Origin of the sequence: Spongiactinospora rosea (genome assembly GCF_003315795.1) — a bacterium.
GTDB classification, from domain to species: domain Bacteria; phylum Actinomycetota; class Actinomycetes; order Streptosporangiales; family Streptosporangiaceae; genus Spongiactinospora; species Spongiactinospora rosea.
This window is the reverse complement of the sequence record NZ_QMEY01000001.1, coordinates 37,866-62,389: the sequence shown is the minus strand read 5'-3', so window position 1 is coordinate 62,389 and position 24,524 is coordinate 37,866. Positions and strand designations below refer to the sequence as shown.

At 69.4% G+C, this 24,524-nt stretch carries 19 protein-coding genes, 2 tRNA genes and 1 pseudogene; 5 read left to right on the top strand and 17 right to left on the bottom strand.

Going from position 1 to position 24,524, the window contains the following annotated elements; genetic code table 11:
• Positions 1-188: 188 nt before the first annotated feature.
• The 7 genes from DP939_RS00270 to topA form a co-directional block, all read right to left on the bottom strand.
• Positions 189-265 (bottom strand) — tRNA-Thr (locus DP939_RS00270).
• A gap of 63 nt (positions 266-328) precedes the next feature.
• Positions 329-1,882: an alpha/beta hydrolase gene (locus DP939_RS00265; protein WP_113977425.1), complete on the bottom strand. Its 1,554-nt coding sequence runs from the start codon at positions 1,880-1,882 to the stop codon at positions 329-331.
• Positions 1,875-2,714 (bottom strand): PSP1 domain-containing protein, encoded by an 840-nt coding sequence (locus DP939_RS00260; protein WP_404828569.1) that lies wholly within the window; start codon positions 2,712-2,714, stop codon positions 1,875-1,877. Before DP939_RS00260 ends, DP939_RS00265 begins: the two co-directional genes overlap by 8 nt.
• A 119-nt stretch (positions 2,715-2,833) precedes the next feature.
• Entirely contained in the window at positions 2,834-4,006 is a 1,173-nt protein-coding gene (locus tag DP939_RS00255; RefSeq protein ID WP_113977423.1) for a DNA polymerase III subunit delta', read from the bottom strand.
• Positions 4,007-4,017: 11 nt separating this feature from the next.
• Complete coding sequence (tmk, locus tag DP939_RS00250) at positions 4,018-6,114, bottom strand: dTMP kinase (RefSeq protein ID WP_113977421.1); 2,097 nt, start codon at positions 6,112-6,114, stop codon at positions 4,018-4,020.
• A gap of 151 nt (positions 6,115-6,265) precedes the next feature.
• Positions 6,266-7,522, bottom strand: coding sequence for a metallophosphoesterase (locus DP939_RS00245; protein ID WP_199564879.1), 1,257 nt, complete (start codon positions 7,520-7,522; stop codon positions 6,266-6,268).
• 236 nt (positions 7,523-7,758) lie between these two features.
• On the bottom strand, positions 7,759-10,416 hold the full coding sequence (gene topA, locus DP939_RS00240; RefSeq protein WP_113977418.1) for a type I DNA topoisomerase: 2,658 nt from the start codon (positions 10,414-10,416) through the stop codon (positions 7,759-7,761).
• Between the two features lie 177 nt (positions 10,417-10,593).
• Here topA and DP939_RS00235 point away from each other — a divergent pair, with 177 nt between their 5' ends.
• Positions 10,594-10,779, top strand: a complete 186-nt coding sequence (locus DP939_RS00235; protein WP_113977417.1) for a DUF5703 family protein — start codon at positions 10,594-10,596, stop codon at positions 10,777-10,779.
• A gap of 620 nt (positions 10,780-11,399) precedes the next feature.
• Here DP939_RS00235 and DP939_RS00230 read toward each other — a convergent pair.
• From DP939_RS00230 to DP939_RS00220, 3 genes are all read right to left on the bottom strand, one after another.
• Entirely contained in the window at positions 11,400-13,730 is a 2,331-nt protein-coding gene (locus DP939_RS00230; protein WP_113977415.1) for a chaplin family protein, read from the bottom strand.
• A gap of 314 nt (positions 13,731-14,044) precedes the next feature.
• Complete coding sequence (locus DP939_RS00225; RefSeq protein ID WP_113979427.1) at positions 14,045-14,494, bottom strand: hypothetical protein; 450 nt, start codon at positions 14,492-14,494, stop codon at positions 14,045-14,047.
• Between the two features lie 258 nt (positions 14,495-14,752).
• Positions 14,753-16,060 carry a M20/M25/M40 family metallo-hydrolase gene (locus DP939_RS00220; protein WP_113977413.1) on the bottom strand — a complete coding sequence of 436 codons (1,308 nt, stop codon included), beginning with the start codon at positions 16,058-16,060 and terminating at the stop codon, positions 14,753-14,755.
• A 168-nt stretch (positions 16,061-16,228) separates the two neighbouring features.
• Between DP939_RS00220 and DP939_RS00215 the strand changes: the two genes are divergently transcribed.
• A tRNA-Leu gene (locus DP939_RS00215) sits at positions 16,229-16,314 on the top strand.
• Between the two features lie 568 nt (positions 16,315-16,882).
• Here the strand turns inward: DP939_RS00215 and DP939_RS49195 are convergent.
• The 7 genes and pseudogenes from DP939_RS49195 to DP939_RS00190 form a co-directional block, all read right to left on the bottom strand.
• Positions 16,883-17,944 (bottom strand): annotated as a pseudogene (locus tag DP939_RS49195) (recombinase family protein); the annotation flags it as partial.
• Positions 17,945-17,949: 5 nt separating this feature from the next.
• Positions 17,950-18,087, bottom strand: coding sequence for a hypothetical protein (locus DP939_RS45905; RefSeq protein WP_158578411.1), 138 nt, complete (start codon positions 18,085-18,087; stop codon positions 17,950-17,952).
• Positions 18,088-18,277: 190 nt separating this feature from the next.
• Positions 18,278-18,751, bottom strand: coding sequence for a hypothetical protein (locus DP939_RS00205; protein ID WP_113977411.1), 474 nt, complete (start codon positions 18,749-18,751; stop codon positions 18,278-18,280).
• Positions 18,752-18,820: 69 nt separating this feature from the next.
• Positions 18,821-19,063, bottom strand: coding sequence for a hypothetical protein (locus tag DP939_RS00200; protein ID WP_113977410.1), 243 nt, complete (start codon positions 19,061-19,063; stop codon positions 18,821-18,823).
• Positions 19,064-19,438: 375 nt separating this feature from the next.
• On the bottom strand, positions 19,439-20,515 hold the full coding sequence (locus DP939_RS00195) for a DUF4192 domain-containing protein (protein WP_113977408.1): 1,077 nt from the start codon (positions 20,513-20,515) through the stop codon (positions 19,439-19,441).
• 113 nt (positions 20,516-20,628) lie between these two features.
• Positions 20,629-21,033 carry a hypothetical protein gene (locus tag DP939_RS45260; RefSeq protein ID WP_158578410.1) on the bottom strand — a complete coding sequence of 135 codons (405 nt, stop codon included), beginning with the start codon at positions 21,031-21,033 and terminating at the stop codon, positions 20,629-20,631.
• Positions 21,034-21,265: 232 nt separating this feature from the next.
• Positions 21,266-22,078 carry a hypothetical protein gene (locus DP939_RS00190; RefSeq protein WP_113977406.1) on the bottom strand — a complete coding sequence of 271 codons (813 nt, stop codon included), beginning with the start codon at positions 22,076-22,078 and terminating at the stop codon, positions 21,266-21,268.
• An 800-nt stretch (positions 22,079-22,878) separates the two neighbouring features.
• Here DP939_RS00190 and DP939_RS49190 point away from each other — a divergent pair.
• The 3 genes from DP939_RS49190 to DP939_RS45255 all read left to right on the top strand — a co-directional run bounded on the left by DP939_RS49190 (position 22,879) and on the right by DP939_RS45255 (position 24,521).
• Positions 22,879-23,055, top strand: coding sequence for a Mur ligase domain-containing protein (locus DP939_RS49190; RefSeq protein ID WP_199564878.1), 177 nt, complete (start codon positions 22,879-22,881; stop codon positions 23,053-23,055).
• A 447-nt stretch (positions 23,056-23,502) separates the two neighbouring features.
• Positions 23,503-23,772 (top strand): hypothetical protein, encoded by a 270-nt coding sequence (locus DP939_RS00180; protein ID WP_113977404.1) that lies wholly within the window; start codon positions 23,503-23,505, stop codon positions 23,770-23,772.
• Positions 23,751-24,521, top strand: coding sequence for a hypothetical protein (locus DP939_RS45255; RefSeq protein WP_147267791.1), 771 nt, complete (start codon positions 23,751-23,753; stop codon positions 24,519-24,521). Before DP939_RS00180 ends, DP939_RS45255 begins: the two co-directional genes overlap by 22 nt.
• The last annotated feature ends 3 nt before the right edge of the window (positions 24,522-24,524 follow it).

Here is a 24,524-nt window from a genome sequence, read left to right as displayed (position 1 = left end):
AACCCTTAGAGTAGGAGCGTCGGCCAGTGATGCATGTAGGGACGTGGCCGAGCTTGCCATGGAGGCATCGCTTGTTGAACCAGTCGATGTACTCGACGACGGCGGCCAGCGGTCTGGGAGCTGCAACCTGAACTGCAACCCAAAATGATCAAGGGCGCTCCCCGGCCGGAGAACGCCCTGTTCATTAGTGGAGCCGCCTAAGGGAATCGAACCCTTGACCTACGCATTACGAGTGCGTCGCTCTGGCCGACTGAGCTAAGGCGGCACGCCACATGCGCGAGCGTGTGGCAGGGAAGAGTCTACAGGCATCGGGGCGGTTCGTGTGCCTTCAGGAGCGGCAGTGGGTGCCCTTGGCGGGAGGCCGGGTGGTGAGGAGGTAGGCGTCGACGGCGTTGTTGACGCAGTTGGAGCCGGTGAGGTAGGCGGTGTGGCCGTCGCCGTCGTAGCCGAGCAGGACGCCCGAGGAGAGTTGGGCGGCCAGGGACTTGGACCAGCGGAAGGGGGTGGCCGGGTCGCGTTCGGTGCCGACGACGAGGATGGGCGGGGCGCCCTTGGCGTCGAGGGGGGCCGGGATCGGGGTGGGCGAAGCGGGCCAGAAGGCGCAGGGCAACGAGCTCCACATGACCGGCTCGCCGAAGCGGGGGGAGCGGTCGGCGGCCTGGTCGGCGGCCTTGCGGTAGGCGGCGACGGTGGCGGGGAACTCGCCGTCCACGCAGTTGATCGCCATGTTGGCCTCGGTCTGGTTGGAGTACGTGCCGTCCTGGCGGCGGTCGATCAGGATGTCGGCCAGTTGCAGCAGCTCCGTGCCGTCGCCCTTGAAGGCCGACGTCAGCGCCTGCCTGAGGGTGGCCCAGGAGCGCTTGTCGTACAGCGGGGTGATCACGCCCAGGGCGGCCCACGCCTCGGTGACCTGACGGCCGTCGCTGGTGGCGTTGGTCAGCGGGGTGCGGTCGGTACGGCGGAGCAGGTCTTCCACCTGGGTGAGCGCCGACTCGACCCGATGCTCCTGGAACGGGCAGCTCGCCCGCTTGAAGCAGTCCTCGACGAACGCCCGCATCGCGACCTCGAAGCCGGCCGCCTGGGTGAGGTTCGTCTCGATCGGGGTGAGCGCGGGATCGACCGCGCCGTCCAGGACCAGGGCGCGGACCCGGTTGGGGAACAGGTCGGCGTACACCGCGCCGAGGTACGTGCCGTAGGACTTGCCCAGGTAGGTCAGCCCCGGCTCGCCGAGGGCGGCGCGCAGGACGTCGATGTCGCGGGCGGCGTTGACCGTGCCGACGTGCGGCAGGAGCTTGCCGGAGGTGGCCTGGCAGCCCGCGCCGAACCGCCGGGCGCCTTCCTCCAGCGCGCCGGTCTCGGCGTCTGAATCGGGGGTGTTGTCCAGGGATAGGTAGTCGTCGAGGCGTTCGGTGGAAAGGCACCGGATCGGGGTGGATTCGCCGACGCCGCGCGGGTCGAAGCCGATCACGTCGAACCGGTCGCGGATCTGCGGGGTCAGCACCGAGGTGGCGGCTCGTGCGTAGTTGAGCCCGGATGCTCCGGGTCCGCCGGGGTTGAGGAGGATCGCACCGATGCGCTGCCGTTGGTCCTCGGTGCGCAGGCGGTTCACGCTGATCTGGATGCGCTCGCCGTCCGGTTTGCCGTAGTCGAGCGGTACCTGCACCTTGGCGCACTCGAATCCGTCGCCGCACTCCGACCAGGCCGGCCGCTGGCCGTAGTAGGGCTGGAGGGCGGGAGTGGGCGCCTGCTCGGTGGGGGCCGCGGCCCGCCTGTCAGAGGCGCCCGGCGAGGGCTCAGCGCCCTTCTGGCCGGAGCAGGCGGTGACCGTGCCCAGAAGGAGTACGGCCAGCGCCAGTACACGCCACCGGCGTGCCTCAGGCATCGCCACCGCCGCCGGTGTACATGGCGTCGTGCTGCCTGCGCGGCGAGCAGACCGACGCGGACGGGCACGCGCAGCGCCGCCCGCCGTCGTCGAGACGGACCACGACCGAGTCGGACGGCACGTTGCGCCCGACCACCGTGCCCGACCCCTCCGGTGTGTCCACTTTCAGCCCGAGCCGCGGCATCTTCTCGTGGGCCTTGACGTACAGCGGGTGCTCGTACTTCAGGCAGCACATCAGCCGCCCGCACGCCCCCGCGATCCGCAGGGGATTGACCGGAAGGTCCTGGTCCTTCGCCATCCGCACCGAGACGGGCTCGAAGTCCTTCAGGAAGGTCGCGCAGCACAGATCACGCCCGCACGGCCCGATGCCGCCCTGCAGACGGGCCTCGTCGCGCGGGCCGATCTGCCGGAGTTCGACGCGGGCGCGCAGGTTGCGGGCCAGGTCGCGGACCAGCGCGCGGAAGTCGACCCGGTGCGGGGCCGAGAAGTAGACGGTGAACACATTGTCACCGTCGAGATAGTCGATGCCGACCACCTTCATGGGCAGGTCGTGGCGTCTGATCAGCCGCTTGGCGACGCTGCGCCCCTCGGCGCGGCGCTTGCGGTTGGCCTCGTCGCGGCCCAGGTGCTCCTCCTGCGCGAGCCCGGCGCACACCGGCAGGCCGTCGATCTCCTCGCTCACCCACTGCGGGGCCCAGACGCACTCGGCGACCTCCGGCCCGGCGTCGGTCGGAACCAGCACCTTGTCGCCGACCTTGGGCGTGTGCCCGCCGGGATCAAGGTAGTAGAGCCGCCCGTAACGGGTGAAGCTGACCGCCATGATCATGCCCATGGAGTCGTGCTCGCCTCCTCATGCGTACAGCTTGCCGCCATGCCAGCCTATGCGGCCCACCCTACGCGCACGCCCTTCACGAGCCTATGGGCGCCGCTATGGGCCTCTGTGGGCCCCTCCTACGGGCGCAGGTCGAGCGTCATGGCCTCGACCGCGATCTGCGGGTTGACGTTGGCGGCCAGCCGTTCGCGGCACTGCATGATCGCGTCGATCCGGCGCAGGGAGCGCTCCGCCGTCGTGGTACGGGCCAGGTCGTCGATGTCGGCGCGGCGGTCTTCGTTCGCGAGCACCACCCCGGCCCCGAACTGCACGGCCAGCACGTCGCGGTAGAACGCCACCAGCTCCAGCAGCGCGACGTCCAGAGTGTCGCGCTTGATCCGGGTCGCGCGGGACTTCTGCCGATCTTCCAGCTCCTTCAGCGCCCCCGCGCCGCCGCGTACCAGCCCCTTGTTGAGCCCCTTGCCGGACGAACCCTCGCCGTACGCCTTGCGCAGCTCCGCGGTCTCCGACTCGTTCAGCTCGGCCGTCGCCGCCGCGGCCTCCTCCTCGGCGGTCTTGACCAGCCGCTCGGCCGCCGAGATGCACTCCCCCACGCCCGACAGCGACACCGGGATCGACAGCACCGCCTCGCGCCGCCGCCTGGCCTCCTCGTCCAGCGCCAGCCTGCGGGCCCGCTCGATGTCGCCCTGGGCGGCCCGCGCGGCGAAGTCGGCCAGCGCGGGCGGCACCGAGTCGCGGGTGGCGAGCACGTTGGCCACGGCCGCGGCCGACGGCGTGACCAGCGTGACCAGCCGGCACCGGGAGCGGATGGTGGTGACCATGTCGTCGGGCGCGGGCGAGCAGAGCAGCCACACCGTACGCGGCGGCGGCTCCTCGATGGCCTTGAGCAGCGCGTTGGCCGCCGCCTCCGTGGTGCGGTCGGCGTCCTCGAACAGCACGACCCGCCACCGGCCGAGCGTCGGGGCCCCGGCGGCGCGCAGGATCAGCTCGCGGGTCTGCTTGACGCTGTAGGACAGGCCCTGCGGGCGGACGGACTCCAGGTCGGGATGCGAGCCGATGGCCACCTGGTGGCACAGGTCGCAGTGGCCGCAGCCGCGGTCGGGGCACATCAGCGCGGCGGCGAACGCCCTGGCCGCGGTGGACCTGCCCGAGCCGGGCGGGCCGGTGAACAGCCAGGCGTGCGTCATCCCCGCGCCGCGCCCGCCCGCGACGGCCTCGGCGGCGGCGGACGCGGCCCGCGCCAGCACGGCGGCGGCCCGCTCCTGGCCCACCAGATCGTCGAAGACGCTCACGACAACAAAGGTTAGTCGCGGATGGCGGGCATCGTGCCGGTGGAGTCTTCCGAGTCGTGGGGAACGGGGTCGGGCAGGATCTCGCGTACCCGGTCCTGGATCAACCGGCTGACCTCCCCCTGCGTCAGCGTGCCGTCGATCACGACGTACCGGTCGGGCTCGGCCGCCGCCAGCGCCCGGAACTCCCGCCGCACCCGCTCATGGAACTCCAGCGGCTCGGACTCGATCCGGTCGGCCGGCGAGGCGAACCTGGTCAGCCCGATCGACGGCGGCACGTCGATCAGCACGGTCAGGTCGGGGACCAGACTGCCGGTGGCCCAGCCGTTCAGCCTGACCACCTCGTCCCGGTCGAGCGCGCGGCCCGCGCCCTGGTACGCCAGCGAGGAGTCGACGTACCGGTCGGTCACCACCACCGCGCCGCGGGTCAGCGCGGGCATGATCACCTTCTCGACGTGCTCGGCGCGGTCCGCGGCGTACAGCAGCGCCTCGGAACGCGCGGAAAGGCCCTGGTGGGCGGCGTCCAGCAGGATCGCGCGCAGCCGCATGCCGACCTTGGTGGACCCCGGCTCGCGGGTCTGCACCACGTCGAACCCCTGGTCGCGCAGCCAGATCGCGAGCAGCCTGGACTGGGTGGTCTTGCCGGAGCCCTCGCCGCCCTCGAACGCGATGAAGATGCCGCGCGGGCGTTCGGGCTCCTCCGGCGCGTACCGGTGCCCGCGCAGCGCGGCCAGCAGGTCGCTCGCGATGGAGACGCCCTTGCGGTCGTCCATCTGACGCAGCGCCACGGCGCCGACGACCCCGGCGAGCACCGCGCCGATCAGCAGCACCAGGTTGGAGCCGTCGAAGGAGTAGTCGACGTTGGGGCCGAGCTTGATGTCGCGCTCGCCGAACAGTCCGGCCAGGGTGGGCGCGACGGCCACCACGAGCAGCAGCACGACGCGGGCCAGCGACTGCAGGAACGCGAACGTGCGTCCGCGCAGCTGGTCTTCCACCTCAAGGCCGATGAGCGTGTAACCGATGATCCACGCGATGCCCGCGCACGCGCCGAGCAGCACGGTCAGCAGCACCACGATCACCAGGTTGTGGATCAGCGCGGTGGCCGCGAGCACCGCCCCCGCCGCCACGATGGCCAGCCCGAACAGCCGCCGCCTGGACAGCTCGCGCATCAGCCGGAGCCCGAAGAACATGCCACAGGCCATGCCGACGAACACCGCGCCGAACACGGTGCCGTACGCCGCGTCGCCGCCGCCGAGGCCCACCACGACGTAGACCCTGGCCACGCCGATCACCGCGCCGCCCGCCGCGAACGCGCCCGCCATGCCGATGACCAGCCCGCGCACGATCGGGTTGGCCCCGACGAAGCGCCAGCCCTCGCCGATCTGGCGGAGCACGGACGGCGCGGAGATGCCGGTGTGGTTCTTCGGGAAGTCGCGGAGCGTGAAGACCAGGAACGCCGAGACCAGGTAGACCGCGGCGTTGATGAACAGCGCCAGCCGGGCCGGGTCGTCGGCGAGGATCGGCACGACGCCGCGCAGCAGATCGGCGGGCAGCGCCAGCAGCGCGAAGAGCGCGGCGGCCACCGGGGCCGTGCCGTACGTGACCAGCAGGTTGAGCTGGTTGGCCTCCTCCAGCCGGTCCTTGGGCACAAGGTTGGGCACGGTGGCGTCCTTGGCCGGGACCCAGAACAGGTTCACGCACTCGACCAGCAGCGTGACGATGATCACCCACTGGTAGGTGCCCGGCGAGGGCGTGGACGCCAGCATGACCACCGGGATGGACACCACCAGCGCGAACCGCAGCAGGTCGGCCACCACCATGGCGAGCCGCCGGTCGAACCGGTCGGCCACCGCCCCGGCCAGCGGGCCGAGCAGGATCGCGGGCAGCATCTTGGCGACGAACACGCCGCCGATGGCCAGGCTCTGCGTCTGGTAGCCCGAACCCTGGGTGAGATCACCGGCCAGCGCGGTCAGCGCGATGATGTTCAGCCAGTCGCCCAGGCTGCACACCGACATGGCCATCCAAAGACGGCGGAACCGGGCATTGGCCAGCACGTGCGGGGGCTTGCGTCGCGACACTGCGCGGGCGGGGCCAGGGCCAGGGGTGGTCATAGTGTTCAGCGTATCCAGGTGCTCGCTCGTCAGGGGATGCAGTTGAGCCGCCCGGAATGACCCGTCCGCTCGACGCCTGAGGGTAGTACCCGGGGGGTGTCCGGCGCAGGCGTCAGTCGGTGATTAGGTCCCCCTGCTGAAATATCAGGACTTATCGGGGTGTGTGGACGCTCAGGACGGTGATCTCCGGCGGTGCGCCCACGCGTACCGGCGGCCCCCAGAACCCGGCGCCGCGCGTGACGTAGATCGGCGTGCCGTCCACCGTGGCCAGCCCCCTGACCACCGGCTGTTGCAGCGGCACGACCAGGTTGAACGGCACCATCTGGCCGCCGTGGGTGTGCCCGGACAGTTGCAGGTCGATGCCGTGCCTGGTGGCCTCGGCGAGCTGGCGCGGCTGGTGCGCGAGCAGTACGGCGGGGCGCGTGGTGTCCCGGCCGCCGAGCGCGGCGGCGAAGTCGGGGCCCTGGCCCTGCGCCGCGCCGCCGAGGTCGTTGACCCCGGCCAGGTCGAGTACGGCGCCGCCGTGCGCGATCTCCACGCGCTCGTTCTGCAGCGGGCGTACGCCGAGACCGCGCAGCTCTTCGACCCACTCGGCGGCGCCGTTCGGCGTGTAGTACTCGTGATTGCCGGTCACGAAATATGCCCCATAGCGGGATTCGAGGGAGCGGAGCGGGCGGGCCTGCGAACCGAGTTCGGCGACCGTGCCGTCCACCATGTCGCCGACGATCGCGACGACGTCGGCCTCCACCTCGTTGATCATGCGGACGATGCGTTCGGTGTGCGCGCGGCCGGTCAGCGGGCCGATGTGGATGTCGCTCACCACAGCGAAGCGCAGGCCGTCCATCCGGGAGTCGAGCTTGGGCAGGGTCGCCGCGACCCGCTCGATCACCGGGTCGCCCAGCGCCGAACGCACCCCGTAGCCGACCGTCGCCAGCGCCCCGACACCGGCCACCGCCGCCGCCGTACGGCCCAGGAAGAGCCGCCGGTCCATGCCGTCCGTCCTGGCAGGGGGCTCAGGCGGTGCCACCGGCGCGGCGGGCGCGCCCACGGTCGCGGGCACGGCGGGCGCAGGCGCGGCGGCCACGGCCTTGGTACCGCGGCGCAGGAGCAGCCCCGCCACGGCCCGCGGGATCTCCAGCAGCACCAGGTACACGGCCAGATAGAACATGATCGCGATCCACATGTAACCGGGCCAGGCCAGCCACGATCCGGCGATCAGGCGCTGGAGGCCCATCGAGAGCGGGATGAGCACGCCCAGCACGATCAGGCACCACGTCAGCACCCGGCGCGCGCGCCCGCCCGGGCGGGTGGTCCCGCGAACCAGCCGCCACCACAGATAGGAGTGGACCACGGCCGCCACGACCGTGCCCGTCACGACGAACCCCACGGCCACTCCCACATCTGTCATCGACCGGCACCGGCGGGCCGGCGGGGGGATCTGTGATGCCGGTAGGTGAACTGCCCTGCATGCTATGAGCACGATCGATCATGCGCGCGGGTCCGCCTGAGAGATTTCTCAGACGGACCCGCCGGTGCTCATTCGCAGGTAGCCCAAGGATCGGCGGCGTCGTTTACGCGCGGCGGAGCGCCCGCCGTACACCAGGCGACAACCCACCGGCCGTACGGCGAACGCTCCCCAGGGCCTCAGCTCTTGGAGGCGCCCGCCTTGGCACGGGTGCGCTTGGGGGCCGGGCCACGGGCGCGGCGCTCGGCGAGGAGTTCGGCGGCGCGCTCGATGGTGATGCTCTCCACCTCGTCGCCCTTGCGCAGCGAGGCGTTGGTCTCGCCGTCCGTGACGTACGGCCCGAACCGCCCCTCCTTCACCACCACCGGCTTCTTGGAGTTGGGGTCATCGCCCAGCTCGCGCAGCGGCGGCGCGGCGGCGGCCCGCCCCCTCCCCCGCTGCTTGGGCTGCGCGAACAGCTCCTTGGCCTGCTCCAGCGTCACCGTGAACAGGTCTTCCTCGGCCGACAGCGACCGCGAATCGGTGCCCTTCTTCACGTAAGGCCCGTACCGCCCGTTCTGCGCGGTGACCTCCTGGCCGTCCAGTTCGCCGAGCACGCGCGGCAGCGACAGCAGCTTGAGCGCGTCGTCCAGCGTGACCGTGTTCAGGCTCATCGACTTGAACAGCGAACCGGTACGCGGCTTGACCACGTCCTTCTTCCTGGACCTCTTCGCCCCCTCGGCCGGCTCCTCCGGCTCGGGGATCACCTCGGTGACGTACGGCCCGAACCGCCCCGACTTCGCGACGATCATCCGCCCGGTCGCCGGGTCCGTGCCCAGCTCCCGGTCACCGCTCGGCTGCGCGAACAGCTCCTCGGCCTTGTCCGCGGTCAGCTCGTCGGGCGCGAGGTCCTCCGGTACGTTGACCCGGGCGCCCTCCCTGTCCAGGTACGGCCCGTATCGCCCGACCCTGATGACGATGTCCGTACCCTTGATCGGGAACGAACTGATCTCCTTCGCGTCGATCTCGCCCAGGTCGGTGACCATCTCCTTCAGGCCCTCGTCGCCGTTCTCGCCGAAGTAGAACCTGCGCAGCTCGGGCACCCGCTCCGCGCGGTCGTTGGCGATGTCGTCGAGGACCTTTTCCATCTCGGCGGTGAAGTCGTAGTCGACCAGGTTGCCGAAGTGCTGCTCCAGCAGGTTGACCACGGCGAACGCCAGGAACGACGGCACCAGCGCGGTGCCCTTCTTGAAGACGTAGCCGCGGTCGAGGATCGTCCCGATGATCGAGGAGTAGGTGGACGGGCGGCCGATCTCCCGGTCCTCCAGCTCCTTGATCAGCGACGCCTCGGTGTACCTGGCGGGCGGCTTGGTCGCGTGGGCCAGCACGTTCAGCTCGCTCACCGTCAGCCGGTCGCCCTCGGCGAGGTTGGGCAGCCGCTTCTCGGAGTCGTCGCGGTCGGTGGACGGGTCGTCCGCGCCCTCGACGTACGCCCGCAGGAACCCGTGGAAGGTGATCGTCCGCCCGGTCGCGCTGAACTCGACCCGCTCCCCGGTGCTGGACTCGCCGGTGACCTTGACCGACACCGACTCGCCGGTGGCGTCCTTCATCTGCGAGGCGACCGTACGCTGCCAGATCAGCTCGTACAGCCGGAACATGTCACCGTTCAGCCCGGTCTCGCCGGGCGTGCGGAACTCCTCCCCGGCCGGGCGGATCGCCTCGTGCGCCTCCTGGGCGTTCTTCACCTTGCTGGCGTAGGAGCGGGGCTTGTCCGGTACGTACGCCTTGCCGTACAGCTTGATCGCCTGCGACCTGGCCGCGGCCACGGCGGTCTCCGACAGCGTGATGCTGTCGGTACGCATGTAGGTGATGTAGCCGTTCTCGTACAGACGCTGCGCGACCTGCATCGTGTACTTGGCGGAGAACCCTAACTTGCGACTGGCCTCCTGCTGGAGCGTCGTGGTACGGAACGGCGCGTACGGCTTGCGGGTGTACGGCTTGCGTTCGACCGACGACACCGCGAACGCCGACTCGCGCAGCCGGCTCGCCAGCTCGCCCGCCGCCCGCTCGTCCAGGTGCAGCACATCGGTGCTCTTCAGCCTGCCGGTCGGCGCGAAGTCGCGGCCCTGCGCGACCCGCCGGCCGTCCACCGAGGTCAGCGCCGCGGTGAAGGCACGCGGGTCCTCGTCCTTCTTGCCGGTGTCGAACAGCGCCGAAAGGTCCCAGTAGTGGGCGACGGTGAACGCCATCCGGTCCCGCTCGCGCTCCACCACCAGCCGCGTCGCGACCGACTGAACCCGCCCGGCCGACAGCCGCGGCTTGACCTTGCGCCACAGCACCGGGCTGACCTCGTAGCCGTACAGGCGGTCGAGGATGCGCCGGGTCTCCTGGGCGTCCACCAGCCGCAGGTTGAGGTCGCGCGGGTTGGACACCGCCTCGCGGATCGCCTGCGGGGTGATCTCGTGGAACACCATCCGGTGCACCGGCACCTTGGGCTTCAGCACCTCGCGCAGGTGCCAGGCGATGGCCTCGCCCTCGCGGTCCTCGTCGGTCGCGAGGTACAGCTCGTCGGCGTCCTTGAGGAGTTGCTTGAGCTTCGAGACCTGCGACTTCTTGTCGGGGTTGACGACGTAGAGCGGCTCGAACTCATGCTCCACGTTGACGCCGAGCCGCGCCCACGTCTCGCCTTTGTACCTCTCCGGGATGTCGTCCGCCTTCTCGGGCAGGTCCCGGATGTGTCCGATGCTCGACTCCACGACGTAGCCGCGCCCCAGGTACCCGGCGATGGTCTTCGCCTTCGCGGGCGACTCGACGATCACCAGGCGGGTCCCGGCGGAGTTGCCGTTGTTCGCTGGCACGCTGCTTCCTACCTCGCTGTTCTCTAGGTTCCCCCCGAAGGTAACCCGTCGCACAGGTTTCCCATCCCCACGGGCTACCGGGCTACCCCCGTTCCCTTCCAGGTCCACCCACCAGGACGCAGAATAAGGGTCAGAGAGCGCCCTCGTCGTCTAGCCCACCCTCGGAGACTAATGGCTGTGCCCGACTACTCATACTTCGATATGTACATACCGCGCGACACCACCCGAGAGGCCGCCCGGCAGCTTCTCACCGAACACGCCGAGCACGGAGACTGGGAACTCGACCGCCTGCGGCTGTATCCCGACGGTTCCCGGCATGTACGGCTACGCCGAAGGATCATACGGGTCACGCGCACGATGTGACCTCTTGGACTTACTTATCCCGCCTCCCGGGATAACACACCACTACCTTCAGGCATGCCCACACCCCCACCTCACCGCCCCCTCCCACCAGCCCGGTCCCACTACCCTCACCTCCACCCAGCCCAGCCCACAGATCCCCCCGCCCCTTGCCCGACACCCCACCTCACCACGCGTGCTCCCCCTGCCCGGCACACCCGCCACCAACGGAACCTTCCCGCGGATCCCCTCCCAAGCGCGCATGCATCCCCCCTCGCGACCTGCCTCCTCGCCCCCCGCACAAGGTCTCTGTCCCCCCCACCCCCTGCCGGGTTCAAAGTCTTTCCGGGCCCTCGCCCATGCCCTCAAGCACGGTCGGCGAGCCGGGGCTTCTCCCCTCTCCCCCGTCCTACGCATTTCCCCGGATACGGCTTTGCCCGTCCCGGGCCACGCCCCCGGAACGGGCAAAGCTTTCTCATCTGCTCCGGCCGTGCCCCAGATCACGGAGCGGAGCGACCGGTGCCTTCTCCTCGTCGCCGCCGACTACCCTGCCGTTCGACACGGCACGTGGGCAGACCGCGCACCGCCGTCCAGGCGACCGACAACCACGATCGACGCGCCCAAGGACGACGGCGACCTGCGATCTACGGCCTCCGGCCGAAGCGGAGGCGGCGGATACCGGCGAGCAACGTCGCCGACACGGCGAACATCGCGCCGAGCATCAGCGCGGCGAGGGCACCGGAGTTCATCCCGGTCACACCGAGCGGCTGCTCGGCGCTCATCAGGCCATTGGCCCGCAGACCCTTGACCGGCAGGCCCTTGACCGGCAGCCCGTCGGCAGTGTCACGCACCGCGCCGCCGACCGGGGTGGACCCCACCAGGTCGGTCACCGGCTCGGCCACCGACAGCGCGCCGCCCTTCGGGCGCTCCTTGCCGTCGCCCCGGCCACCGGGCACCGGCCTGGAGGACATCCTCTTGGTGGCCTTGCCCGCCTTACCGGACTTACCACCCTTACCGCCCCTGGCGGCGGGTCGCCGCCCCGCGGGCGACTGGGTGACCGGCGTCTCCGCCAGTACCGGCAGCCCCGGCAACTGCGGCAGCGTGGACAGCGCCGAACCCGCGTCCGGCAGCCCCAGCGTACGCGTGGCCTGGCCGGTCAGGTCGCCGGGCTCGGGCGCGCCCAGCGCCTTGGTGGCGTCGCCCGCCTGAGGCAGCCCAAGGCCCTTCGCCTTGGTCACGTCACCGACCGCCGGAGGCAGCTGAACACCCTTCATCTTGGTCACGTCTCCGACGGCCGGAGGCAGGCCAAGGCCCTCGGTCTGGCCGGTCAGCGAGGTGGCGTCCCGGACACCGGGCAGCGCGGCCCCGCCCGTCACGTCCGACACGACGGGCGTCTTGGTCAGCGCGGGAGCGGCCGGGACCGTGGACAGCAGGTCGCCGCCCGTCGTACCGCCGCCGGCAGCGCCTTCCGCGTCGACCGGCGCGAGCCCCCGGACGTGGTGCCGCCCGTAGTGGTCACCGGGGTGACCGCCCGGCCCGCCGACCTTGGAACCGCCCAGGCAGCCCGCGGCCGCGTCGCCCAGAACGGCGACCGCGTTGCCGCAGACGTTGGCCGGCGCGGTGATCGGGGCCACGACCTGGTTGCCGCCCAGCACGCTGCCGTCGCCGGAGGTGCTGTTGCCGCCCCCGCCGACGCCGCGGCCCGGCCAGACGTGCGCGCCGCCCTTGCACTGGGCCGCGGCCTTGCCGAGTACGGCTGCGGCGTTGCCGCAGACGTTGATCGGCGCGGTCACCGGGGCGACGGCCTGGTTGCCCGCGAGCACCCCGCCCTGCCCGGACGTACGGTTGCCACCGGCGCCGCGCCCGCCGTTCACGACGGTCGCGCCGCCCTTGCAACCGGCGAACGCCTCACCGAGCACCGCCACCGCGTTGCCGCAGACGTCGATCGGCGCCGTGACCGGGGCGACGGCCTGGTTGCCCGACAGCACCCCGCCCTGCCCGGACGTACGGTTACCGCCGGCGCCACGCCCGCGCTTGACGACCTTCGCGCCGCCCTTGCAGTTCGCCGACGCGTCGCCGCCGACCGCGTTGCCGCAGACGTCGATGGGCAGGTCGATCGGCGCGATGAGCTGGTTGCCACTGCCGACGGAACCGTTTCCGCTGGTGTCGTTGCCCGCCGAGCCGTGCCGCCCCTTGGGCGGATGGTGGTGCCGGCCGTGCGAACCACCGTTGATGACGGTCGCGCCGCCCTTGCAGCTACCGAAGGCGCCACCGAGCACCGCCACGGCGTTGCCGCAGATGTCGGTCGGGGCGCTGATCGGTGCGACGACCTGGTTGCCACCGAGCACACTGCCGTTACCGGAGGTGCGGTTGCCACCGGGACCGCCGCCCGGGCCGACGTTCTTCACCGTACTGCCGCCGGTGCACCCGGCGGTGGCGCTGCCGAAGATCGCCAACGCATTGCCGCAGACGTCCAGCGGGGCGCTGACGGGCGCGACGACCTGGTTGCCACCGAGCACGCTGCCGTTACCGGAGGTCTGGTTGCCACCGGCCCCGTGGCCGCGGTTCACCACGGTCGCGCCGCCCTTGCAGTTGGCGTCGGCCTCGCCGAGGATGGCGACGGAGTTGCCACAGGCGTTGATCGGCGCGTTGATCGGGGCGTCGATCTGGTTGCCGCCCAGCACGCTGCCGTCACCCGAGGTGCGGTTGCCTCCAGTACCGCCATTGCCCCCGTTACCGCCGTCGCCGCCGTTCACCACGGTGGCACCGCCCCGCGAGCCCGCCGAGGACTCGCCGAGCACGCCGATGGCGTTGCCGCTGATGTCGATCGGAAGGTTGACCGGGGCGCTGACCTGGTTGCCGCCACCGACGGAACCGTTTCCGCCGGTGTCGGCGGCAGCCGTACCGCTGCCGACGGTCATCACGGCCACTGCGAGTAGTGCAGCGGGGGCCGTGCCCTTGGCCCACGTACGCATAGCCAATGCTCCTATGTGGTTCTAGGGGGATTACCTGACATCTCGCGACATGGCGGACGAGGCCACGCGGGATCGCTCCAGTACCGGGCCCGCATCCGTTCATCACCTGCCGGCAAGAACCGACAGAACGGGACGGAACGGGCGTGACACGGCAGGACACCGTGGCAAGGTGAGAACCGTGGCGCTCCCGCACAGCGGGGGCCTCAGTCGTCGCGAGGAGTGAAGAAAGTGAAGAAGACGACGCGTCGCCCGAACACGAGGCGGCTCACCCGATGGCGGCGGGCCATCGCGCCGAACCGCGCGGGACTGGCGAGCTAGTCAGGAGAGAAAGAAGGTTCGTCCGCCGCTGTGCGGACGACCGGAGGAAGTACTCCCGCCGCAGGTGCGCGCAGCATCGCAAGCTGCGGGTCGAAACCCGACCGCGCGAGATCCCCCATGCCCGGCACGAACTGGCCGGGTCCACCGCCGCCCTGGGGCACGAATCCGTCCGCGCCAGAGTTGTGGTCGGTGGTGATGGGTGTGGGGAGGGCCGGCTCCGACTGGCTGGTCAGCCCGTCAACGCCACGCCCTGCCATCGCCTCGGCGTTGAACCCCGCCATGTCGCCGAACGCATGCGAGCTGTCCACTCCGCCACCGTCGGACACGATGCTGTCCGCAGCGGCGGGCGCGGCCCCGAGCAGGCCGAACAGAACGGCCAGCAGCCACCCTGCGGCCAACAGCCCGAGCCCCGCCGCGACCCTCGCGATCAGAGCGAATATGGGCATGGCTGACGAGACGACGGCGGAGGCACCCCCCGGCCGCCCCAAGGGGACGACCGGGGATGCGACACCCTCAACAGAGGAGGCCACGAGCGCACGACCGCTGCGCAACGGCAATGCCATCTCTTCCCGCACGACAGGCGAGCGTGTCACGTGACCTCCCCTCTTGGTCGAGCCGCCCGAAGGCGAGCGACCCAAACCCCCTCAACGGAGAGTTACATTATCACTACGCCATGTCAGCGCAACGGCTTTCCGGGAAAACGCTCACGAGTAATCCAGGAAGCGGTCAAGCACCCGCACCCCGAACCTCAGCGAATCCACCGGCACCCGCTCGTCCACCCCATGGAACATCCCAGAGAAGTCCAGGTCCGCGGGCAACTTCAGCGGCGCGAACCCGAACCCGCGGATGCCCAGCCGGCTGAACGCCTTCAGGTCGGTCCCGCCTGACAGCGTGTACGGCACGGCCCTCGCCCCGGGGTCCTCCGCCTCCAGCGCCTCGGCCATCGCCCGCACCAGCGGCCCGTCGAAGCCGGTCTCCACCGCGATGTCGTGGTACACGAACTCCCTGGTCACGTTGGGCCCGAGCAGTTCGTCAACGGTCGCGAAGAACTCCTCCTCATATCCCGGCAGGAACCGCCCGTCCACGTGCCCGGTGGCGGTCTGCGGGATCACGTTCGCCTTGTAGCCGCTCTCCAGCATCGTGGGGTTGCTGGTGTTGCGCAGCACCGCCCCGATCATCCGGGCCAGCGGACCGAGCTTGGCGACCGTGGCCTCGGGACGCTCCGGATCGAACTCGATCTCCAGCGCGGCCGACGTCTCCTCGAGGAACGCGCGTACGGTGGGCGTCAGTCGTACCGGCCACTCGTACCTCCCGAGCCTGGCCATCGCCTCGGCCAGCTCCGTCACCGCGTTCTCCGCGTTGAGCATCGAACCGTGCCCGGCCCGCCCGCGCGCGGTCAGCCGCATCCAGGCGATGCCCTTCTCCGCGGCCTCGATCAGGTACAGCCGCTTGTCCTGCCCGATGCTGACACTGAACCCGCCGACCTCGCCGATCGCCTCGGTACAGCCCTCGAACACCTCCGCGTGCTCCTGCGCCAGCCACTGCGCGCCGTACCGCCCACCGGCCTCCTCATCGGCCGTGAACGCCAGCACCACATCCCGCGGCGGCCTGCGCCCCTCCCGCAACCGCCGCCGCACGACCGCCAGGATCATCGCGTCCATGTCCTTCATGTCCACGGCCCCACGACCCCAGACGCACCCGTCGGCGATCTCCCCGCTCATCGGATGATGCGTCCAGTCCTCGGCATTGAACGGCACGACGTCCAGATGCCCGTGCAGCAACAGAGCGTCCCGCCCCGGATCGGTCCCCTCGATCCGCGCCACCACACTGGCCCGCCGCGCGTCACTCTCCAGAATCCGCGACTCCACCCCCACTTCCGAGAGCTTCTCCGCCACGTACTCTGCCGCCGCCCTCTCCCCAGGCCCGGCGTTGTCCCCCGCGTTCGTCGAATCGATCCGAATCAGATCCCGGCACAGCTCGACGACCTCATCCTCACCCACGAGTCCCGACATCCCGCCTCCTCCACCTCCGACACATCCCTGCGCCCCCAATCCTGCCCGCCCACCCCCCACCCCCGACACACCCCCCGCCCACCCACCGCCCATCAGCGGTATGACGCAGCCCTCAGAGTTTGCTAACCTGATTCCGCCGCAGTGGGGACGCCCCCACCAGGCACCCTTGTCCGGGTGGCGGAATAGGCAGACGCGCTAGCTTGAGGTGCTAGTGCCCGGTAACGGGCATGGGGGTTCAAGTCCCCCCTCGGACACAAACCTTTTGCACACATGGGGGTTTGGCGTTACCTCAGCCTCCACGAGCCGCTTCTGCGGGCGGTAGGTCAACCGCAGTCCGATCTGCGCGTACAACTCCGCCTTGTCGGCCGGGTCGGCCTTCTGCAGGACCTGCACCAGGTCACCGATGGCCGCCATCACCGCGTGAATCTGTTCCGCAGTCATCCGCCGCCTTGCACCGACCTTCCTGAGCTGCGCCTGAACCGCCGCCCGCTGGGTCTGTACCTCGGTGATCCACCCTGTGACCAGCGCGGGGTCGGCCCCGGCCTCCAGGGCGGCACGGTGCGCGGCCAGCTTGCGGTCACATTCGACGATCCGCCCGCGCAGCGCCTCATCGGCGGCGCCGGCCGTACGGTCCTGGCCGGAGGCGGCCAATTCATGTGCCGTCTGCGTGATCCTTTCCTCGCCGAATGCGGTGGCCAGCCAGGCGTCCAGCGGGGGCAGCACGTCGGTCTCGCGCAGGTACACGGTCTTGGGGTGATCGACGTCGTTGGCCAGGGCGTACTCGGCCGGGTAGCGGCACCGGTAGTAGCACTCCCCGTGGTTGTAGTTGCCCTGCATCCGCCGCTCGCAGTACCCGCAGAACAACACCCCGCGCAGCAAGTACGGCCGGCGGGTGCGGTGCGGCTTGTGCGCGGTCGGGCCCCGGCCTCGGCCGGCGAGAATGGCCTGGGCCTGCTCGAACTCCTCCGGGGTGACCAGCGCCTCATGCGTGACCTGCGCCGACCACACCCAGCCGTCGCGGTCGTTCCACCGCTGCCGGGTCATGTGCCCCATCGCGACATCGTTGACGTCGATCAGCACCTCGTCCTTGCGCTGCTTGTTCCACACCTGCCGCCCGGTGTACCGCGGGTTGATGATGATCGCCCGGATCGCGCTCTTGGACCACGCCGCCCCCTCCCGATGCCGGTTGCGGGCCCGGTCATGCGCCGACGGGCACGGCACCCCGTCGCGGGTCAGCCCTTCGGCGATCGCGTAGATCCCCCTGCCCGCGCGGAACTCGCGGAAGATCCGCCGTACCACCTCGGCCGTCGCCGGGTCCGGCGCCAGGCCACGCAGCCGCTTGCCGTCGGCGGCCTTGGCCGGGTTGGGGTGCGGCCCCAGGTCCACCAGGTGGTACCCGTACGGCGGGCGCCCGCCCAGGAAGCGGCCCTCGGTCTGGGCGAGGGCGGCCATCGAGGTCCGCACCCGGACCTTGATCCGGTTGCGTTCGCCTTTGCTGATCCCGCCGAACATCGACATGATCAGTTCGTGGGCCTCGTTGGCCGGGTCGATCGGCCCGCCCACCTCCGGCACCCACAACGGCACTCCGTAGTGCTCGAACAGCGGGAAGGTCAGCCCGAACTGGTTGCCGTAGAACGCCCGCTGCGGCTCGCCGACCACCACCGCCTCGAACCCGCGTGATGGGTCGCCCAGGCAGGCCAGCAGCCGGGCGGCCTCCGGGCGGCGCTGCGGCGGGATCGACCGCGACTTGTCCACATCGAAGAACTCCGCGACGATCCGCCCGCCGTGCGGTTCCACCAGGTTCCGCGCCCGCCGCAACTGCCAGGCGCGGGATGCCTCGGGGTCTTGGCGGTCCTCGGTCGAGCACCGGCCCCAAAACGCCATGTCCATCACTTCGGCTCCTTTCCCTCATCGCTTGAATCGCTTGACCGGGTCTGCTTGTCATGGGCGGCCAGCAGGATGCGCAGCAGCGCTGCCGCGGCCGGGGCGGACAGTTCGGGCGGGCGATCGGGAAGGATCACCCGCACGCGGGCCGTCTCGTCCCCTTGACGGGACGACCGTGTGATCTGGTCATCTGGTGTGGTCGGCAATGTGACTACGGGGCGGGCCTCAGATCCGCTGCCGCCGGGCGTTGACCACCCCGGCGACGTACGTCAGCCAACCGGCCGCCTTTGGCGACCCTCCGGCGGAACGCCACCGGACCTGCGGCCACGCGGGTTAGGTAAGAGATCGGAGCAAGGTGTAGCCGGGCATGTGCTCGCCGGGCTGCACACCCACCGTGATCATCTCAGGCTCGCCGAACACCGGCTCCCCGTTGGGGCGGCGCGTGTACGGAACGCGTCCATAGTCCACCCCGTCCCCCTGATCACAGCTCATCCAGGTGATGGCCTCCTGCTCACCCTCCCGCAACGGGTGGTTGGACACCGCCCGGCTGAGAATGCCGTCCCGAGTGATCACCCACACCTGCGGGACGGCCAGCACCCACAACCCCGCGTTGATCTCGGCCGCTTTGGCGGCGGCCCGCATCTCGAACGCCGCCGCGGTCGCCTCGTCCCGCAGGTAGTCGTAATCACTGAGGTACAGGATGCGCTCACCCCGCAGGGCGACGATGGCCGGGCAGTCGCGGGCCAGGATGCTCTTTTGCAGGCGCGCGACCACATCGAACAGCAGCCCCGCCGCCTGGTCGTTCATCCGCCCGCTCTCCGTACCGAGGTCACTGGCATCCTGCCACGCCGAGCAAGCCCGGACCGAGTCCAGAGGTCAGTCCCGGGCACACTCCGGGTACCGCTCGCCCACCTGGCAGCTCTTGTACTGCCAGGACTTGACCTCCACCTTCCCGGCCCGGCCGATGGTCAGCCAGTACCGCGCGGGCGCGTACCGCGTCGTTCGTACGCAGCCCTTCGTTGAGTGACCGGCGACGCGCTTGCGATCGCACTCCATGCCGCTGGAGTAGACCTTGGGCTGAATCCGCCGGGCGGTGACCGGCCCGCGCGGCGCGGCCATACACGCGGCCGTTGGAGCAAGCATTCCGATCAGGCACAGAGCCCTGATGATCAAGGGAACCGGAGCCATCGCTATCCCTCCGAAAGAACACCGACCGCCCCGGGCGTCGCCGGGGCGGTCGTGATGGAGACTGATCAGGTGACGGCCTATGCGCCCGGCCATCGATTCGGCGCCAGCCGGCAACGGCGTCTCTTGGGTCCGTGGCAGCGACGGAGAGGCAGGCGCAGTCGGTACGCCTGGCGCCGTCCCCGCGCTGCTCTGGTCGGCGGGGACTGCGCCCTTCTCCAGCGTTGCCGTCTCATTTGCGCTCGCCCGAATCCCGCCGGACAGGCGGAAGGCCCGATCATGGTCTCGGCTGCGTAGGCCATCCGCGGCTCACCACCCCTCTGGCAGTACCGGCCGGGCATGCGCGGGGTTCAGCCGAGCTTGGGCGGTGATCGCCTCCACTTGGCCGTCCCAATCGACCGCGAACATCTGCGCGGGCGTCATCCCCGCATTGATCGCCTGCGTGATCAGCAGCGCCATGCTGTACCCCGGATTTGTGGCCAACGCCCGCTCCAAGGCGACGCGCGCCAAAGCCCCATCCCCCCGCGACAGCGCGGCGAACGCCACGAGCGTGGCGGGCGCGGCGGCGAACGCGGCCGGGACCGTACGGGTGACCTCGGTCCACAGCCGGACATGGTCGTCCGCGTCCTCGCGCCCGATGCGGGTGAACGCGATGTCACGGACCAGAACCGAGGTCAAGGCCACGCCCAGCCGGGCGAGGGTGGCGACGTCGAGGTCTTCCCCGGCCTGGACCCGATCCAGGGCGGCAGTGACCTGCCGCACCCCGTCGCCGAACCAGTCGTGGTCCTGCACGGCCAGCTCCCGGACACGGTCGCACACCTGCCGCATGACCCGCTCGCCCACCAGCGGGTCGAACCCGGTCGGCGGGTCCAGGATCGCGGCCAGCGCGCCCCGGTCGGGCAGGGCCCGCATCCCGGCCAGCACCGCGGTTGCGGCAGGCACGCTGCCGGTCATATCGACCATGACGCCCTCCGCCGGACAGCACGACGGGTCCGTGCATAGATAGGACCAGTACCGGCCCTTCTCTACTCGCAGCGCCTCACGGACGTCGATCCCCGCGTCGCCCAGGATGCGCCTCATGGCATCCATGACCGGCGTGACCCGATTCCCTGGCCCGTACCCAAGCAATAGCACCTGCCGGATCCCGTATCGGTGCAGAAGCCCGGCGGCCCGCTCGGCGTGGTCGTCGGCGTGTGCAGGGTCCTGGGGCAGGTCGAAGCGGAACACACCTGCCGAAGTCGGCGTGTCGCCGCCGACCATGATGACGACCATGCTCAGCGACGGGTGGAAACCGAGCATGTAGGGAACGATGGCGACGACATCGGCCGTGCTGGTGATCCTGATGGTGGGCACGGGCTCGGTGGCGGGCTCAGATACCGCGGTCATGGAAGACCTCCAGACATGACAAAGCCCCTGGTCAGCTACCAAGGGGCAGATGAATATGATTCAGCGGGCTTACGTCCCGCATTAGATGTGCCGTCCTGAGCGGATACTCGCCGCTACGCAGGCCGGGCCGGTTGCTCCCGTTCCTCGCTTACAGGCGCTGTCTCGGGCTGCGTTGGGCTGGTAAGGAGTTCACCGCTGCTCGCCAGAAAGTGACGGGCGGCGGCCCGGGCAGCATGCGCCAAGGCGTGATCGAACAAAGTGCCCGGCCGCGGAGCAGCCAGATTCCCGGTCAGATAGTGTCGCGCCCGCACTCGTACCCGCCGGACGGCATGCGCCGCTTCCACACCCTCCCGGCAGATCTGCACATCGACCAGATCCCACCAGGCCCGTAGCGCCGAACTGTATACGGCCAGGAACAGCGGTTCGGCGGCGAGTCGCTGCCCGCGCTGAACCTGACACACCAGTTCCGCGGACGCCGCATAGTCAGCGTGGCGGGCCTGTTCGATCGCCTCGGCCACCTTACGCCCAAGCGGAATATCCAACACTCCCCCCTCTTGCGTGATCGGATTCCTTTCGGAAGTAGCTGCCAGCAGCGAATTTCCCCTTCATATAAATACGGCTGCGTTGTTAGCCCACGCGTCCGTGGCATGCCATGCAACCATCGCCTTAATCCGGCACACTCAAGTCGTAATGGGGGAATACGGAAAGCCCCGGGGGCTACTTGCTCCCCGGGGCTCTGTGACCGTCTCGTCAGTCGCTGTTCTGCGGTTCGGTGCCCCCGTAGACGATGGCGTTTCGGGCGTCGTCAAGGCGTTCCGACAGCTCTTGCAGCTCCACCCGTGCCGCGTCACGAGTACGGATCACCGCACTCCGGGAACCATAGGATCCCCCTTCACGCTCCTGAGCCACGCTGGACAGGATTCCCGCGCGTCCCAGGTCCTCCGCCTGCTCGGCCTTCGCGATGATCTCCTTCAGAATCGGAAACTCCCGTCCGTCCCCGAACGCCTGCTGGAAGATCTCTTCGCTGTGCTGCGCGGCGGCCAAGGAGACCGCCGCATACTCCAGATCCGGACCGACTGACGCGGACTGCGCGCCTGACGCCGCATCCGTTCCCTTCCAAGAGGCAGGCGGCCGGTAACCGTTCCGCGCAGCGGCATCGCGTACCGCCCACCGCTGAAGGGTGGTGCGGTCGATGACCATCCGGCCGCCGTCCTTCCGAACGTATATCCACGCCTGAGTTTCGCGCGTTCCGCCGCTCCCTGGCGCTTCCTCGAACTTGCTGATCACGTCACGCAAACGTTGCGCGAAGAGTAGAACCGCGTCCTGGTTGACGTCGTCGGAGACGTCATCGGTCCCGTAGGGTGCGCAGCCGCCATTGACGACCGTCGCGCTTCCGTCCATGCGCTTACGTGGCCGCGTGGCGTCCACCGTACGACAGTAGCCGCGAGCGAGCTTACGAATCTCAGCCCAGTCCTCCGGTGTCACCCGCGCCATATCGCTCGGCGTGAGGCTTGCGCCCGGCACGTTCGCAGGGACAGACTTCGCGGCTCCGATTTCCACCATGACCGCTCTCCGTTCTTTGTTCTTTCCGGCACATCTTGTGCACCGTCACCTTTTGGCCACCTCAATTCCATCAGGAAACGGTGCACGCCTCAACGACCACCGGGTAAAGAATGCGGCTTCCTGCATATCGAAGAGCTTTCAGGCAGCACGGAAATCCGCACTCAAGTCGGCAAGGATGGAGCCAATGAAAATAAGGATGCCCGTTGATATAGACATACAGAGTGGGGCTTCTATTTGCCGAAACACCTGAAGCATTCCCGGCGCTCGCCTCCTTATATATCCGTACCCCGGTACACGTGTCGGGGTCGAGCGCGGGGTGCCGGCCACCCGCCCCACCTGCCACAATGCCCGCCAGCCGCCCCCCAATTAATCGGGGGAGGAAGTGCGAAGACAATCAGGAGGGGTAACCGCACTCCGCCAGCCAGGGTCACTCTGCAAGTAGGGCGTCGCTTCTGAGCAACTGCACAGAGAAGTTGCTGAACCTGATTTACCTGTGCGAGGCGATCGCCGATTCGTCGCTGATCTCAAGCGTATCGACGACGACAACATGGCCAACGATCGGGCACCAAGATCCGCCTGATCGTCGATGCTGCTGCGACGCGCCCGTAGGGCTCTGAACAGCGAAAACCGCGAACTGACCGACCTTGCGGGCTAAGTTCGGCTATGGACCACTGAGGGGAGGGGCAGGGCATGCTGCCGATGAGTCTGGCCAGGGTCGCGGAGATCGTCGCGGGGAAGCTCCATGAGGTCCCTGATCCTTCCGTGCTTGTGGCCGGGCCCGTGATCGTGGATTCCGTTGTGTGGTTCCCGGCAGCTTGTTCGCCGCCTTCCGTGGAGAGCGTGCCGATGGCCACGACCATGCCATGGCGGCGGTGGAATCGGGCGCGGCGGCCCGCGCCCGTGGTCGTCCCTCCCTAGACCCATTCAGATGTGCACCTTCGCCGTCCCATCGGCATTCTTTACCTTTGTCGATCTAGTCATTGCTACCAATTTACCCACTTAATCTACTTCCCGAGGTGCGCAATTCGTCCACGCATTTGCCAGCGCACGAGTTCATCCCTTACGCTGCTCCTCGCATTTCGAGCGAGCCGCATGGGAGACACGTGGGCCAGATGTCCAAATTTAGGAAAAGCGCCAGGTCGTCCCTAATTGCCATGTTCTCGATTGTCGTGCTGGCCGCATCAGGGTGCCAGATAGAGGAAACAGGTTCGCAGTCCCGCGAATCACCTACACCCCCACCCCTGACGACACATTCCCCGCACCCTTCGCCCTCTACCGCGCATGATGCAGTCCTGGCCACCTACCGCAACTACTGGAAGCTCCTCGCAAAAGCTGGCCGATCCACTCCCGAAGATGCGCGTGCCCTCCTCGAATCGCACGTGAGCGGTGGGTATTTGGACCACCTCATCGATGGAGTTAGAAAGATGCAGTCGCAGGGGCGCGAGCCGTACGGAGAGGTCTCCCCGCGGGTGAAAGAGGTGTGGGTCGCCAAGGATCAGGCGAAGGTGATCGACTGCCAGGACATGGCGAACGCCGGTATGGCCGATGCCACCACGCACAAACCCCTGCCCGCGAGCAGTAGTACAAGAGCCGCGGCAAATGTAGAAGCCACGTTGAAGCGGGATTCCAGCGGGCGGTGGCTGCTCACCGGGCTGACCGTCAAGGAGGCGCCATGTACTCCGCCGTCACCGTGACCGTGGTCGCTTCCGCGCTGCTCGCTGGCCTTGCCGACCATGACAGGGGCGCTCTTGCCTGGGGTGACTCCTGGCTTGTGTACGGCCAGCATGAAAAGGGGCCACCCAGAACAGAGAACGCCACCGCATCCGGCGGCTGGAGCAACTGCCACCCGCTCAGTGGACAGCACGGAATCCGGTACGTGCAGTGTGACCAGGCGCCCGGTGGCCGCAGCAATGTGTTCGACGCCGTCGTACCACGCGAGCCCGGTACGACCCCCGAGGCGCTACGCGACAAGGCCCTCCGGCGACTCCGGCCACCTGCACCTGTCATAGAAACAGCACCACCCCGAGGTGCCGACGGGCTTGTCGGCCTTCCCCACTACTTCTGGCTGCCCCAAAACCAGTGGACGACGCTCCGCGAACGCGCCACCGCCGGCCCGGCATGGGCCGAAGTGGTCGCCAGGCCTGCGAAGCTGACCATCGACCCTGGGCAGGGTCAGGACGTCGTGACGTGTACCGGCCTCGGCGTGCCGTACGACCACGCCAGATCGCCCGACGATCAGGACCCCGCCTCCTGCACCCACGTCTTCACCGAGTCGAGTGCCGGTCTGCCGGGATCGCAGTACCGGGTGACCGTCTCGGTGGTGTGGACAGCGAGCTGGACCGGTTCCGGCGGGGCGGGCGGCGCGCTGCCGCCGATCACCCGGACAACGACCTTTCCGCTGCGCGTGGCGGAAGGCCAAGCCCTCGTGCGAGGACAATCATGACCG